This is a genomic window from Dendronalium sp. ChiSLP03b, assembly GCF_034531165.2.
Lineage (GTDB): Bacteria > Cyanobacteriota > Cyanobacteriia > Cyanobacteriales > Nostocaceae > Dendronalium > Dendronalium minutum.
Genome location: NZ_JAVRBR020000089.1, coordinates 1 through 15,136 on the forward strand (window position 1 = coordinate 1; position 15,136 = coordinate 15,136).

11 protein-coding genes are annotated in these 15,136 nt (G+C 44.1%); 6 read left to right on the top strand and 5 right to left on the bottom strand.

Annotated features, from left to right (window positions below; translation table 11 throughout):
* Window positions 1-320 precede the first annotated feature (320 nt).
* Window positions 321-449, bottom strand: coding sequence for a hypothetical protein (locus RMY31_RS20975; RefSeq protein ID WP_409878153.1), 129 nt, complete (start codon window positions 447-449; stop codon window positions 321-323).
* A gap of 59 nt (window positions 450-508) precedes the next feature.
* Here RMY31_RS20975 and RMY31_RS20980 point away from each other — a divergent pair, with 59 nt between their 5' ends.
* Entirely contained in the window at window positions 509-877 is a 369-nt protein-coding gene (locus RMY31_RS20980) for a hypothetical protein (protein ID WP_322660320.1), read from the top strand.
* Between the two features lie 235 nt (window positions 878-1,112).
* Here the strand turns inward: RMY31_RS20980 and ilvD are convergent, their stop codons facing one another.
* Window positions 1,113-2,804 (bottom strand): dihydroxy-acid dehydratase, encoded by a 1,692-nt coding sequence (gene ilvD / locus RMY31_RS20985; RefSeq protein WP_322660318.1) that lies wholly within the window; start codon window positions 2,802-2,804, stop codon window positions 1,113-1,115.
* 285 nt (window positions 2,805-3,089) lie between these two features.
* Here ilvD and RMY31_RS20990 point away from each other — a divergent pair, with 285 nt between their 5' ends.
* Together RMY31_RS20990 and RMY31_RS20995 are read left to right on the top strand one after the other, a co-directional pair.
* Window positions 3,090-3,320, top strand: a complete 231-nt coding sequence (locus tag RMY31_RS20990) for a hypothetical protein (protein ID WP_322660316.1) — start codon at window positions 3,090-3,092, stop codon at window positions 3,318-3,320.
* A gap of 428 nt (window positions 3,321-3,748) precedes the next feature.
* The gene (locus RMY31_RS20995) at window positions 3,749-7,075 is read left to right on the top strand and encodes a PAS domain S-box protein (RefSeq protein WP_322660314.1); all 3,327 of its coding nucleotides are present in this window, start codon (window positions 3,749-3,751) and stop codon (window positions 7,073-7,075) included.
* Between the two features lie 113 nt (window positions 7,076-7,188).
* Here the strand turns inward: RMY31_RS20995 and RMY31_RS21000 are convergent, their stop codons facing one another.
* Complete coding sequence (locus RMY31_RS21000) at window positions 7,189-8,058, bottom strand: pentapeptide repeat-containing protein (protein ID WP_322660312.1); 870 nt, start codon at window positions 8,056-8,058, stop codon at window positions 7,189-7,191.
* A 946-nt stretch (window positions 8,059-9,004) separates the two neighbouring features.
* Between RMY31_RS21000 and RMY31_RS21005 the strand changes: the two genes are divergently transcribed.
* On the top strand, window positions 9,005-10,276 hold the full coding sequence (locus RMY31_RS21005; RefSeq protein ID WP_322660310.1) for a glycosyltransferase family 1 protein: 1,272 nt from the start codon (window positions 9,005-9,007) through the stop codon (window positions 10,274-10,276).
* Window positions 10,277-10,716: 440 nt separating this feature from the next.
* On the opposite strand, the gene dnaB is transcribed toward RMY31_RS21005, so the two are convergent.
* Window positions 10,717-12,072: a replicative DNA helicase gene (gene dnaB / locus RMY31_RS21010; protein ID WP_322660308.1), complete on the bottom strand. Its 1,356-nt coding sequence runs from the start codon at window positions 12,070-12,072 to the stop codon at window positions 10,717-10,719.
* A gap of 126 nt (window positions 12,073-12,198) precedes the next feature.
* Window positions 12,199-12,657, bottom strand: coding sequence for a 50S ribosomal protein L9 (rplI, locus tag RMY31_RS21015; protein WP_322660306.1), 459 nt, complete (start codon window positions 12,655-12,657; stop codon window positions 12,199-12,201).
* 59 nt (window positions 12,658-12,716) lie between these two features.
* Here rplI and RMY31_RS21020 point away from each other — a divergent pair, with 59 nt between their 5' ends.
* Together RMY31_RS21020 and RMY31_RS21025 are read left to right on the top strand one after the other, a co-directional pair.
* Window positions 12,717-12,887 carry a hypothetical protein gene (locus RMY31_RS21020; RefSeq protein ID WP_409878154.1) on the top strand — a complete coding sequence of 57 codons (171 nt, stop codon included), beginning with the start codon at window positions 12,717-12,719 and terminating at the stop codon, window positions 12,885-12,887.
* 228 nt (window positions 12,888-13,115) lie between these two features.
* Window positions 13,116-14,834 carry an AarF/ABC1/UbiB kinase family protein gene (locus tag RMY31_RS21025; protein WP_322660326.1) on the top strand — a complete coding sequence of 573 codons (1,719 nt, stop codon included), beginning with the start codon at window positions 13,116-13,118 and terminating at the stop codon, window positions 14,832-14,834.
* Window positions 14,835-15,136 lie beyond the last annotated feature (302 nt).

Below are 15,136 nucleotides of genomic sequence, written 5' to 3' on the forward strand. Positions count from 1 at the left end.
GTACCATTGGGTTTCAAATGCTTTACAGAAATCATCTACATGGCAAAACAAAGCATCTAAACTGAACATAGGGCAGGTTGCTGGATTTAACGCTATTTTCAGCTTACTACCTGTCTCTTTCCTTATCCCGAACTCAGGTTAACTAAATTCTGCCTGAGTATTTACTGGTTGCGATCGCGTTTTGATTATTTTTTCTCTCTTGGAGTTGTTTTAGGGCACTGTTGCGCCTTTGAGGCTGACGATTGCACCTTTTATGCGGAAAATTGCGCCTTTGATGCGGAAATTTGCGCCTTTAAGGCTGGCGGTTGAGGATCAAAGGCTCAAATTTGGTGTTTGGTAATTTGCCAATGAGCATAAGAATCGAACCACAGAGGCGCAGAGGACGCGGAGGAAGAGTTGAAGAGGGAGCGATCGCTATAATATGCGGTGGGTGGGGTAAATTTTGTCATCTGTGGTTAGGATAAGTTACAAGTGTATTTGAATCAAGAAAGTCTTTAAGTGATAGCGAGTGCTGCAAATCTTGATGTTCGTGTCTTGGCATGAGGTACGCCTTGTAACCAAGCAACCATCCTCATCACAGGTTTCAGTGAGACTAACGGATGCTACCTGGAAAGCATTAGGCATTGCCGCAGAATGTCTTGGAATCACTAGGGCTGATTTACTCGAACAGGTTGTCAGGGAGAATAATTTGACATTTCCTATTGCTCCCGTTCTAAAACAGCCTCAAACAAATCTTCATGTTGAACAACTGACAGTTTTAGCCGAACAGGTTTTAGCACAGCTAAAGCTAGGCAAACAAGCTTCTAGCTATAAGTCTGCTCAAAAAGCTTTAAGACGATTAATCGAATTGGTAACTACATCAACAACCTCCAAGTAATACATGGATAAATCCGTCTCCCATGTATTACATGGGAGCGAGCTTTGAATCTTTTTCCTTTCGCCGTCCTTCCTATCTTCTTTCCGGTGAATTGTTAAGTTCGCCAACAGTATCAGTAACTGTGGTAATGCTTTCAAACTACACCAATTTAAAATTTCCAAGAAAAGCTGGCTCTATAAATAGAGCCAGTTACTTATACTCTCAGGGCAATTTGCCAAAACTTCTTAGCTAACAACTAATCATTAAATAAGTCTAAATCCGTCACTGCACCGATACTGCTAGAAGATACCAATTTGGCATATTTTGCCAATACGCCTTTGGTGTAACGCGGTGCGGGAGGTTGCCAGTTGGCACGACGACGGGTTAATTCTTCGTCAGATACGTTTAAATGCAATAGGCGTGCAGGGGCATCAATGGTAATACTATCGCCTTCTCCCACTAGAGCGATCGCACCCCCAACTGCCGCTTCTGGGGCAACGTGACCAACTACCATACCGTAAGTACCGCCAGAAAAGCGTCCGTCGGTAATTAATCCTACAGAATCACCTAAACCAGCACCGATAATTGCTGAGGTGGGAGCCAACATTTCCCGCATTCCAGGGCCACCTTTTGGCCCTTCATAGCGGATGACAAGAATATCACCAGCTTTGATTTTACCCGCCAAAATTGCATCTAAAGAAGCTTCTTCCGATTCAAACACGCGGGCGGGGCCGGTAATTACTGGCTTTTTGACTCCAGTAATTTTAGCGACAGCGCCTTCTGTTGCCAAATTCCCTCTGAGGATGGCTAAGTGACCTTGGGCATACATCGGGTTATTCCAAGAACGAATCACATCTTGGTTAGTGGATGGTTCTTCTGGGATGTCTGCTAAGACTTCAGCAATCGTTTGCCCTGTAATGGTGAGGCTATCTCCATGTAGTAAATCATGCACAAGGAGCATTTTCATCACTTGGGGAATGCCACCAGCTTTGTGCAAGTCCGTAGCAACATATCTACCACTTGGTTTTAAATCGCACAAAACTGGAACGCGACCGCGGATAGTTTCAAAGTCGTCCAGAGTTAACTCTACATCTGCTGCACGAGCGATCGCTAATAGATGCAATACTGCATTTGTCGAACCACCCACAGCCATAATTACAGATATGGCATTTTCTATAGATTTGCGGGTGATAATTTGGCGGGGCAAGATTTGATGGCGAATGGCTTCGACTAGGACAAAAGCCGATTTTTCCGTACTATCAGCTTTTTCAGCATCTTCTGCTGCCATGGTCGAGGAATAGGGCAAACTCATCCCCATCGCCTCGAAAGCCGAAGACATGGTATTAGCCGTGTACATACCACCACAGGAACCAGCACCAGGACAAGCCCGACTTTCAACTTCTAATAGTTCTTTATCGTCAATCTTGCCAGCGCTGTATTGACCTACCGCTTCAAAAGAACTGACAACAGTTAAGTCGCGTCCGTTATAGTGACCGGGTTTAATCGTGCCACCGTAAACAAAGATAGCAGGGATATTCATGCGAGCGATCGCCAGCATTGCCCCTGGCATATTCTTATCACAACCACCAATGGCCAGCACCCCATCCATGCTTTGTCCAGTACAGGCAGTTTCAATCGAATCAGCAATAACTTCCCGTGACACTAGGGAATATTTCATCCCTTCAGTTCCCATGGAAATACCATCACTAATGGTAATTGTGCCGAACACTTGCGGCATCGCCCCAGCATTTTTGATGCCAACTTCTGCTCTTTGTGCCAGTTGATTAATCCCCATATTACAGGGAGTAATCGTGCTGTAGCCATTGGCAATGCCCACAATGGCTTTATTAAAATCTTCATCTTTAAAACCAACTGCACGCAGCATAGCTCTATTCGGCGATCGCTGCACTCCTTGCGTGACAACCTGGCTTCTCAAATTCTCCGACATCTTTTTTCCTTCCGTGCCATCATCGCAACTGTTGCGATTGTGTTATCTGATTTTCTCATGCATACGCAGCACAGGAGTAGGGAGTGGAGAGTTTGCACGTCTGATACCAATTCGTAATTCGTAATTCGTAATTAAGAAAGTCCCATTTAGTCTAGGCTCCTGGCTTTGGATTTGTATCATTATTTTTGGGAAATGGTATGAGCCTGAAACTTCTAACTCTCTTCCTGCACTTCGGGTGAAGCTCGTGCCGACGCTTGTGACACTCGGAAAGCGTAGCGTCTCCCATTGGCAGAGGACTCGCGCTTCGCGGCGCTAACAGCAGTTGCTCATGGGGAGGCAGTGCGTTGGGCGGCTTTGCCGACTTGTACTCCTTTGCAGAACCCGCAGCGTAGCAACTGGCGTGGAAACCCCCAAGACCCTTCGGGTGAAGCTCCTAACGTCGCTACCGCACTGCTTCACCTCTTGCCTTTCACTTTTGAAAAATGCTGTAAATACAACGTAATATGGGAACTCTAACAAATCAAAACAACTGCTTGAAGTTGTTTATAGTCAACAATTATAATATTAAGTCCGGGAAATCACTTATTATTTAAATCTCTCTCTTGTCCCCGCCTCGACCCTAATGATAAGTCTTCAGGCGAACGTGATAGGAAATATAGCGATCGCCATGTCGAAAATACCTAAATGTTATTTCATGAAACAGCTAGTTGAATGTCGAACTGATTTGTAAAGATAAATTTCTAAATCGGTAAATTCCTCCTTGAAATATACATTGCCGTTTTTATGATTTAATGACTTAATATTTAAAATACGCAATCTAAAAATTGTTGTATATTTTGGGAGGAGTTGAGGTAAGCTGGTGAATTTAAAATCACAATCGGCATTCAAAACCTGAATTACCCACAATCGCAATCTTAAGCATACTCCTCCCTAAAAGGCATTAAATGGCACGCCGAAGAATTTCAAAAGCTCTCCGTACTCAGATCCTGGCTTATGGAACTGCTTTGGTAACAGATGCTATTGCCCTACTGATAACATTGCTTCTTCAGCCCTTACTTGCACCCACTGTTTTTGCTCTGTTCTATCCAGCGGTGATGATTAGTTCTCTATCTGGGGGACTGGGGCCTGGAATATTTGCTACAGCTTTGGCAGCGATCGCTACAATCTTATTGTGGCTGCCACTGCCTAACTCCTTAGACCCTACAACTCTCAATTATTGGGTAAGACTAATTGTGCTGATAGGGGTAGCATTGATGATTTGCGGGTTAAGCAGCCGTTATCGTCGCGCCAAACAGCAGGCTGAGCAAATAGCACAGAAACTCCACGACAGTCAGGAACTGTTTGAGAGCTTTATGAAGCATAGCCCAGTCACAGCATTTATTAAAGACGAGGCGGGACGATATTTGTATGTCAACCCCTTAGCAGAACGGCTGTTTAATCGTGAGTTATACGATTGGGTAGGCAAGACAGATTTTGACTTATGTCCGGCTGAACTAGCTCAGCAATTGCGCGCTAACGATACAAGAGTACTGACTACAGGTCAGGTTTTAGAAGTGTTGGAGATTGAACCGCAAGATGATGGCGATCGCTACTTCATGTCGTTCAAGTTTCCTTTACACAGTAGTGTAGGACACAAGCTGCTTGCGGGAATGTCCCTTGAAATCACGGACTACAGAAAAACTCAAGCAGCATTAAGGGAAAGTGAAGCTCGATTTAATTGTTTGGTGGAGTCTAATTTACTTGGCTTTGTTGCTTGGGATTTTCAGGGCAACATTACCGATGCCAATGCAGCATTTTTGCAAATGGTTGGCTATACCCAAGAAGACTTGCAAGCGGGAAAATTACAATGGAAAGATATGACTCCACCAGAGTGGCGCTGGTTGGACGAGCGAGCAAGCGAGGAATTTGCAAAAACTAGAGAATATACTCCCTACGAAAAAGAATTTATTCGCAAAGATGGTTCCCGCGTTCCAGTTTTGGTGGGGGGCGTTTTGCTGGAGAACTCCCAAGGGCGAGGTGTCAGCTTTGTTTTAGATTTAACCGAACAAAAGCGAGCCGGAGCAGCATTGCGTCAAAGTGAAGAACAATTTCGTCAGCTTGCCGATGCTATGCCGCAAATTGTGTGGGTGGCTAATGCCAATGGTGAAAAGCAATACGTCAATCAACAGTGGCGCGACTACAGCGGACTGACCCTCGAACAAACCGACGATCGCGCCCAAATCACCCAGATATATCATCCCGATGATGCTCGCAGGATTTGGGAGCAATGGATAATTTCTCAAACCACAGGAGTACCTTATCAAGTAGAGTGTCGCCTGAAGCGGGCATCTGATGGTGTCTATCGCTGGTTTTTAGTGCGCGCAGTACCAATTAAAAATGAGCAGGGTGAGATTACTCACTGGTATGGCACTTCCACAGATATTGACGATCGCAAACGAGCTGAGGAAGCTTTACGGCAAAGCGAAGCGATCGCCCGTTCCAAAGCGGAGGAATTGGCAGCCTTCATGCAAATCACTCCTGTGGCGCTTTGGATAGCCCACGATCCAAATTGCCATCACATAACAGCCAATCAAGCCGCTTACAACTTAGTACGGCAAACTCCAGGTTCAGTCATCACAGCAACACCAGCGCATAGTTCCGATCCACTCAAGTTTAAGCGGCAAAAAAACGGCCAAGAAATTCCACCTCACGACTTACCCATGCAACGAGCTGCCAGAACCGGTCAGGAAGTCACAGATGAGATGGAACTTGTTTTTGAGGATGGAACAATTCGATTCATCTATGGCAAGGCAACCCCTTTACGCAATGATACTGGTGATGTTCGAGGAGTAATAGCAGCTTTTGTTGACATGACAGACGACAAACAAGTGCAACAAGAGCGAGAACAACTATTGGCGCGGGAACGAGCCGCCCGCGAAGAAGCCGAAGCCGCCAATCGTATTAAAGACGAGTTTCTTGCTGTTCTCTCTCATGAATTGCGATCGCCCCTCAGTCCTATCCTCGGATGGACGAAACTCCTGCAAACTCGTAAGTTTGACGAGCAAACTACACAGCGGGCGCTAGAAACCATTGAGCGCAACGCCAAGTTACAAACTCAATTAATTGAAGACCTGCTGGATGTCTCACGAATTTTACGAGGCAAGATGGTTTTCAATGTTTCTCCTGTGAATTTGGTGAGTGCGATCGCAGCTGCTTTGGAAACGGTGCAGCTAGCAGCTGAAGCGAAGGGTATTGAACTGCGGTTTGAGGTGAGGGAAGAGGACGCGGGGACGCGGGGACAGGGGGACACGGGGACATTTTCTCTCTCCACGTCACCCTCCGGGTTTGGAAGTTCTGACTTGAGGGAAATTGCCAAGAATTTAACTTCCTCACCGCATCTCCCCAATTCCACATTTTCTAACCTCTCCGCGTCTCGCCGTCTCCCCATCACCGCGTCTTCTTTCTCTTTGTCTTCCAAATTGGTACAGGTTGCTGGTGATTCTAGTCGTCTCCAGCAGATTGTTTGGAATCTGCTTTCCAATGCCGTCAAGTTCACGCCAGCAGGAGGACGGATAGAAATCTGGTTGGAACGAGTGGGTATGAAGGCCCAAATTCAAGTCAAAGATAATGGAAAAGGTATTACCCCAGAGTTTCTGCCGTATATCTTTGACTACTTTCGCCAAGAAGATAGCAAAATAACTCGTAAATTCGGTGGTTTGGGATTGGGACTAGCAATTGTCCAGTATTTGACAGAATTGCATGGAGGAACAGCGAAGGCAGAAAGTCCGGGCGAGGGACAGGGAGCGACTTTTACAGTTGAGCTACCACTGCTGCTAGATGAGGGAAGTATCCCTGATGAAAACCCTTCTCTACCCTTGACCTATGACTCTTCATGCTTAATAGGACTAAAGCTTTTAGTCGTTGATGATGAAGCGGCAATTAGAGAGCTAACGCTTGTAATTCTTGAGCAAGCTGGGGCAGAAGTCACGGTTGCTGCATCCGCCGCAGAAGCATTAGCAGCGCTCGATCGATGCCAATTTGATGTGCTTGTGAGCGATATTGGTATGCCAGATATCGATGGCTACATGCTGATAAATCAAGTAAGACGCAGATCGCCAGAACAAGGAGGAAAAATCCCAGCGATCGCTCTGACTGCTTATGCTGGAGAAATCGACCAACAACAGGCACTCTTTGCTGGATTTCAGCAACATCTTACCAAACCAATTGTACCATCTGAATTAGTCGCTGCGATCGTAGATCTAGTCAGACTCAAAGTGCTGAGTGCTGAGTAGAGGCGCAACACAATTCGTTACAACTCTCTTGACCAGAGCAACGCGCCGGGCCATTAATCGCGTCCGTACAAGAGTTACGAGTTATTCTCTTTGTCTGCGTCCCCGTGTCTCCCTCATCCCCAGCAATCCTCAAAAACTGCCCCTCGCTGTTTCAAGTCAAGTTCCAACTCATCGGTAAGTCCTGAATTTCCTCCAAACTGGGCTTTTTTAACTATGGCATCGCTGAGGTTGACACCACTAATGTCAGCACTAGTAAGATCGGCACCGCTGAGGTTTGCACCGCTGAGGTTCGTACCGCTGAGGTTTGCACTACTTAGGTCAGCATCACATAAATTAGCCCCAGTCAAGTCAGCATCACATAAGTTAGCATCGTATAAGTTGGTAGCATACAAATTAACACCACTCAGATCTACACCTTGCAGATCTACACCATGCAAATCAGTACCATATAAACCAGCTTCACGTAGTTTGGCAGCACTCAGACTAGCTCCTTGGGTTTGGTTGGGTTCAAATGCTGAAGATGCTCCTCTACAAGGTGAATAGCATCGATCTAAATTTTTTTCTAATTGGACAATATTTAGTAAGTTTCCTACAGACCAAATGGCTAAAGTAGAGCCATCAAAATTTTGGGGATTTTGGGTAACGATTGTATTCAGTTGCATTTCGATAGCACAAGCTACTTCCTCAGCAGAATCAAAATCTCTCAAGGAATAGTTACGTGCCTTTTCTTTGATACTGTTATCAATTTCGATAATACGACCATCCAGCATATCTACTATGCTGTTGACTATATGTTCGCTAGTTTGGTCGTTTCTCCGATCCAATAATTCTAAGTGCGCTCGTTTTAAACACTTGTCTGTCACATACACTTCAACTTCCGGGAATTTTGCAATTTCCGTTAATAATTTATGAGCATCTTCTGCAAAAGTGCCGCGGTTAAGAAGAAATTCTAAGACTAAATCGGCATCAGCTAGAATTTTCATTGGTTTGTTTTCCTCCTTCTCAGATACAGAGCTTTTTAAGCTCAGACTATAACAAATCTGTTATGTCAGAATCAAAAACTTTTGCAATGATTAGCTAACATTTTATATTGACTTATCTCATCCTCTTTTACCCAATTCTGAGCGGTATTTGTGGTTACAGAAATTCATACTCTTCAAAGCTGTAAATTAATCTCTCTTCACCTCTGTACGCTGCTCTCTATCTGTTTTGGAAAAGAACGTTTATAAATTGACAAAATTACAGGTACAGACATACCGCTAATTATAAAGATAATGAAATTTCTCATGTATTCCATCAGACCTATGAGAGAAACTGCATTCATACTTAGGAAATATGTAGTACAGACAACAAGCAGAGCTTTGCCCAAGAAAATTTCCAAATATTGAAAGTCATGCTTTCTGAGGTATGCCTAGGGATAGATAAGAGATGTTTATCACAATCTTTAAAATAGAAATTGTTGATAACAATACTGACAAATTAATAATTAAGTGATATATGCTTGATGGAAAACAAAGGATAATTTCATTATTTCACTCTGTTTTGTCTATCCATTTTCTGTCATTCTGTAGAGGAAAAAATAATTTGATGTTTAGTTGAACGGAGTCAAACCCAACAATAGCAAGGTTTTTTGGAGTTTATTTCGTTCCTCAAACAGACACTTTCAAGGTCCAAACAGGAATATCAACAGGCTAATAACCTCTCCTATGGCTAGAGGTACAAAATAAAAAAAAATGCTTTATATGCAAAATATAGTTCTCTAGAATGAAACTTTTGCAAGTCAAACTCATTCCTGCAACAGATTTCAGAAACTATCAGATGATTTAAATTAATGTTAATGGTTTTTGGGCTGCATTGAGGTAGCCGATGGTGTTAACTTCTGCTGCATCCCACATTTAATTTATTTAATTCTAGCCCTTTAACGCATTTATGAAATCTGCAATTCAAAAGCACGTTGCTCTGATTTCCGTCCACGGCGATCCGGCAATTGAAATTGGTAAAGAAGAAGCTGGGGGACAAAATGTTTACGTGCGCCAAGTAGGTGAAGCCCTAGCCAAACAAGGTTGGAAAGTAGATATGTTCACTCGCAGGGCGAATGCTGAACAAGCTACAGTAGTCGAGCATGGAGATAACTGTCGCACAATTAGGTTAACTGCTGGCCCTACTGAGTTTGTGCCTAGAGATAATATTTTCGGGTATGCACCAGAGTTTGTTCAGCAATTTTTAAAATTCCAGAAACAATCAGGCATTCAATACCAACTGGTACACACAAACTACTGGATCTCCAGCTGGGTGGGAATGGAACTCAAGAAAATCCAAGGTACTAAGCAAGTTCATACCTACCACTCTCTAGGAGCAGTAAAATATAAGTCAATATCCACGATTCCCCTGATTTCCAAGACACGTTTAGCAGTTGAAAAAGCTGTTTTAGAAACAGCCGAGAGAATTGTAGCAACCAGTCCCCAAGAAAAAGAACACATGCGATCGCTTGTGTCTTCTAAGGGCAATATTGATATTATTCCTTGTGGCACCGATATTGAACGATTTGGTTCAGTCGATCGGCAAGAAGCCAGACAACAGTTAGGAATAGACCCCGAAACAAAACTAATTTTTTATGTGGGAAGATTTGACCAGCGCAAGGGTATTGAAACTCTGGTGCGGGCTGTAAGTCAGTCGCAACTGCGTGGCAAAACTCCTTTGAAACTAATTATTGGCGGTGGTAGTCGCCCAGGTCAAAGTGACGGCTTGGAACGCGATCGCATCGAAAGCATTGTTAACGAACTAGGAATGAGTTCATTTACTAGTTTTCCTGGCAACCTTAATCATGAGATACTGCCGACTTACTACGCCGCAGCGGATGTCTGTGTAGTTCCCAGTCACTACGAACCCTTTGGGTTAGTGGCGATTGAAGCTATGGCAAGCGGAACCCCAGTAGTGGCTAGTGATGTGGGCGGTCTTCAATTTACTGTTGTGCCTGGAGAAACTGGATTACTTGCCCCAGCAAAAGATGAAGTCGCTTTTGCTCAAGCAATCGATCAAATTCTCTCTAACCCGACTTGGAGAGATCGATTAGGTGAGGCGGCTAGACACCGTGTGAGAACTAAGTTCAGCTGGGATGGTGTTGCTTCACAACTAAGCGAACTCTATATCGATCTGCTGCAACAATCAGTGAAAGTTCCTGCATCTGCTGTTAGTGCCTAATGTAATTATCTTTACCAAAGCACCCAGAACCAACGGAATGACAAATAGGTGCAGCATTAAACCTAAAACGCTTGTAGCAACATAGTTTTAACTTTGATACTACAAGCGTTTTTTAATATTTATTACCGAAGAAAGGTAGAGGGCAGAAGGCAGGAGGCAGAAGGAAGAAAATACAATTTTTGCGTGCCAAAAGGGTATATTGTCCACGCCAGTTTGCTCAAGTCGGGGAACCCGCCCACGCAACTGGCTCCTAAATTCATTTATGCAAAAAAGTAAAAGGATTTTTCAAGACAAGGTGTCCCTATTAAATCCCCTAAATTTATTTCTGGGGATTTCCTTCTGCCCTCTGCCTTCGTACTTCTGCCTTGTTAAAGTTCATCAACAGCCTATAAATAAGGCATTTTTAGTTTTGAATTCTCCGCAGCGTTACTAGTTTGATATTAATAATTACCCGATCTAGCTAAATTCTTAAACTTTGTAAATTGCGGGTCGAACAAAAGTTTTACGATACCTGTAGGGCCGTTGCGGTGTTTAGCTACTATAGCTTCTGCAATGCCGCGATCCGGGCTGTCAGGATTGTAATACTCATCCCGGTACAACATGATTACCAAATCCGCATCTTGTTCAATCGAACCGGATTCTCTCAAATCCGATAACATCGGTCGCTTATTGGTGCGTGCTTCCACACCTCGACTCAACTGAGATAAAGCAATCACTGGTACAGATAATTCACGGGCTAGACCTTTGAGTTGACGCGTAATTTTTGACAATTCCTGTACGCGATTATCGCCTGCTCCTTCCATCAATTGCAAATAATCTATTACCACCAATCCCAATTCCATTCCCTGTTCTGCTTGCAGTCGCCTTGCCTGACTACGCATTTGTGTAACTGTAATATTCGGCGTATCATCAATATAAATTGGCATCTCAGAGAGGATACCAATAGCACGACTTAAAGGTTCCCACTGTGTTTGACTGAGACGACCACTCCGCAGATAACCACTTTCAATTTGCGCCTCGCTAGCTAATAGACGCTGCGTCAACTGCTCTTTGGACATTTCCAAACTGAAAACAGCAACAGGTAATTTATAAGAAGCGGCGATATTATGAGCAAGGTTAAGACAGAAAGCCGTTTTTCCCATTGAAGGCCTGCCAGCGACAATAATCAAATCAGAACGCTGAAAGCCACTGGTCATGGCATCTAAATCGTAAAATCCGCAGGGAATACCGGGTAAAGCAATGCCTTGATTTCGATCTTCAATATCCTGGAAATTATTAATCAGGGTATCAGAAATATGAACTAAACCTGATTGCGGACGCTCTTGAGTAACGCTGAAGACTTTCTGTTCTGCCCGATCCAGGACTTTGGGTAACTCAGATTCTGTCTCGTAACCGAGATGCACAATTTCATTACCAGCCTTAATTAACTGCCGCCGCAGGTGTTTTTCCATTACCAACCCTGCTAAGGCATCGATATTAACGGCTGACACTGTGCGATCTACTAAGGTTGCTAATTTATTTCTGCCACCAATGCGGGCTAGGATATCGTTATCAGCCAGCCAACTTGTAACCGAGAGTAGGTCTGTGGGTTTGCCTTGAGCGTGGAGGCGCAGCGCCGCTTGATAAATATCTTTATGAGCGCTAATATAAAAAGCTTCAGGAACAAGGCGATCGCTAACTCGACCGATCGCTTCTGGATCTAGTAAAATTCCCCCCAAAATCGCTTCTTCCGCTTCAATATTTTGGGGTGGTAGGCGATCGCTACCATCACCTTGAAAACTTAGTTCTTCAGCCATAAGCGATTTGAGATTTGAGAGCGGGGGTTTGCTAGCTGCTTCGCTCCAATTAAAAATTAAAAATTAAAAATGAAGAATCCAATTTTGGAATTTTGCATTTTTAATTTTTAATTAACAATTACGCGATTAATTAGCTACGACTTCAATATCGATTTGTGCGGTCACTTCCGAATGTAGCTTAATTTCGGCTTTATAAGTACCGAGTTTGCCAATATCGGGGATGGTAATACCACGCCGATCGACTTCTTGACTAGTAGCTGCCTGAATTGCATCGGCGACTTCTTGATTGGTGACAGTACCGAAAATTGCTTCGTTTTCACCAACTTGCTTGGCAATTTTCAAACTTCCAACTTTTTCTAAAGCTGCTTTTTGTTCTAAAGCTTGTTGCTTGAGTTCTAACTGCCGTTGACGCTCTTGCTCGCGGCGGCGTTCTACTTGCTTGAGAATACCAGGAGTGGCATGAGTTGCCAACTTCTGAGGAATCAAATAATTACGAGCATAGCCGGGAGCTACTTCCACCAAGTCGCCGGATTTTCCCAGCTTACTGACATCTTGATTTAATACTAACTGCACGCGTTTCGCCATTGTTTTTCGTTTTTCCTGTAAAATCTCATTAACTTAGGTTTGGGCAGGATAGCTTACATATGTGTAGCTCTATCCCAAGTAGCTTTGCCTATACCCTAAAGCTTACAGATCCTAGCGAAAGGCAGGGGGCGATCGCAACTATTAGCCCCAATAAAAATATGAGGGAGCGGGGGGAGCAGGGGAAGCAGGGAAAGCAGGGAAAGCAGGGAAAGCAGGGGAAGCAAGAATAACAACTGACAACTGAATGCAGATAATAGTTGTACTTTTATAAAGTATAATTAAGAAAAAGATAAAAAAGCCTGGGTAGTAAGGTAAGCCAAGCTTGCCGCAACTACTATCCAAAAAAATAAAATTTAATAGTTTTTATAAAACTATCAACACCCTAGATTTGCAAAGAATTTGCAAGTCGGGATACAAACAACAGTGTAAATTTCCCAGTGGAAGAGGCAAACAAAGGCGTGGGTCAGTATCAATCTGCTCAGCTAAACCGCTACAATCCGGACGCGATCGCTCGTCACTATCGATATCGTCCCTGGCTTGCTTGGGGACGCTTGTTGAGAATTATCTGGTCTTTTGGTAGATTTATCCTTTGTCTGAAGTGGGATGAATGGCAAAATCAAGTTGAGCAGAATAAGGGCAAACGCGCTACCCAGCTACGAGAACTGCTCACCCGTTTAGGCCCTACTTTCATTAAAGTGGGTCAAGCGCTGTCTACTAGACCTGATTTGATACGTAAAGATTTCTTAGAGGAACTGGTGAAACTGCAAGATCAGTTGCCACCGTTTGATAATGCGATCGCCTATCAAACTATTGAAACTGAACTAGACAGACCAATTCACCAGGTCTTTAGCGAACTTTCACCAACTCCAGTGGCTGCTGCTAGCTTGGGTCAAGTCTACCGCGGTCGTCTGCTGAGCGGCGAAGAAGTAGCGGTGAAAGTGCAACGCCCCAACTTACGCCCAGTTCTGACACTGGATCTCTATTTGATGCGTTGGGCAGCGAGTTGGCTAGCGCCTTGGTTGCCTCTCAATCTTGGTCACGACCTGACTTTGATTGTGGACGAGTTTGGCACAAAGTTATTTGAGGAAATTGATTACATTAACGAAGGTCGCAACGCAGAAAAATTTGCGAACAATTTCCGCAACGACCCGCAAGTGAAAGTTCCAAGTATTTACTGGCGCTACACCAATACCCGTGTTTTAACTCTGGAATGGATTAACGGTTTCAAGCTGACAGATACTAAACGTATCCGCCAAGCAGGTTTAGACCCAGAAGCGATTGTCCAAATTGGTGTGACTTCAGGTTTGCAACAATTGTTGGAACATGGTTTCTTCCACGCTGACCCGCATCCTGGCAACTTGTTTGCGATGCCCGATGGTCGTATGGCTTATATTGACTTCGGCATGATGGATCAGTTAGAGGAAACCACCAAAGAAAATTTAGTAGATGCGCTAGTACATCTGGTTAACAAAGACTACACCGACTTAGCCGAAGACTTTGTAAAATTAGGGTTTTTGACTCCAGACACAAATATTTGCCCCATTGTCCCTGCCTTAGAAGCAGTGCTGGGGAACGCTATTGGTAAGAACGTTGGAGACTTTAACTTCAAAACAATTACCGATGAGTTTTCGGAATTGATGTATGAATATCCCTTCCGAGTCCCAGCAAAGTTTGCTTTAATTATTCGTTCACTGGTAACACAGGAAGGTATTGCCCTTAGCCTCAACCCGAATTTCAAAATTGTTGAGGTGGGTTATCCATACATAGCACGGCGCTTGCTGACGGGTGAATCGCCCGAATTAAGACGGCGATTGCTGAATGTGTTGTTCAAAGATGGTAGATTTCAGTGGCAGCGGTTAGAAAATTTGATTGCGATCGCTCGTACTGATAATAACTTTGATGTGTTACCAACAGCCCAGATGGGGTTGCAATATCTGCTGTCTGATGAAGGCAAATTTCTGCGGCGACAGTTGGTGCTAGCACTCACCGAAGATGACCGCCTCCACACTGAAGAAGTGCAACGTTTGTGGAATTTAGTTAAAGATGACTTACAGCCAAATCGCTTGTTTAACGTAGCGATTGAGATGTTAACAGAGTTATCTAGAGAAGGGGCGGCGGCTATCCTACCAAAAGCTACATCCTTTGTTTATTTTGGTGGAAAGTCACACAGTAATTAGAAGGCAGCAGGCAGGAGTTAGAAGTAAGTTGTCAAAGAAATCCAATATGATGGGTGCATCGATCGATCAAATGTTCTTTAATTATTTAACTATTCTGACTTCTGAACGCCAGTTGACGGCAGTTGCTACAACGGGGAGGCAGCCGCGTGGGCGGGTTTCCTGACTTGAGCGGACTGCCCCACGCCAGTCGCTTCAACGGATAGCGAAGCGGTAGCGAGTCTTCTCCCAAGGGGAGACGCTACGCTTTCCGAGCGTCGGGAACCTCCGCACAGCGCTGGCTCCTCCTGAATTCTTACATTTTT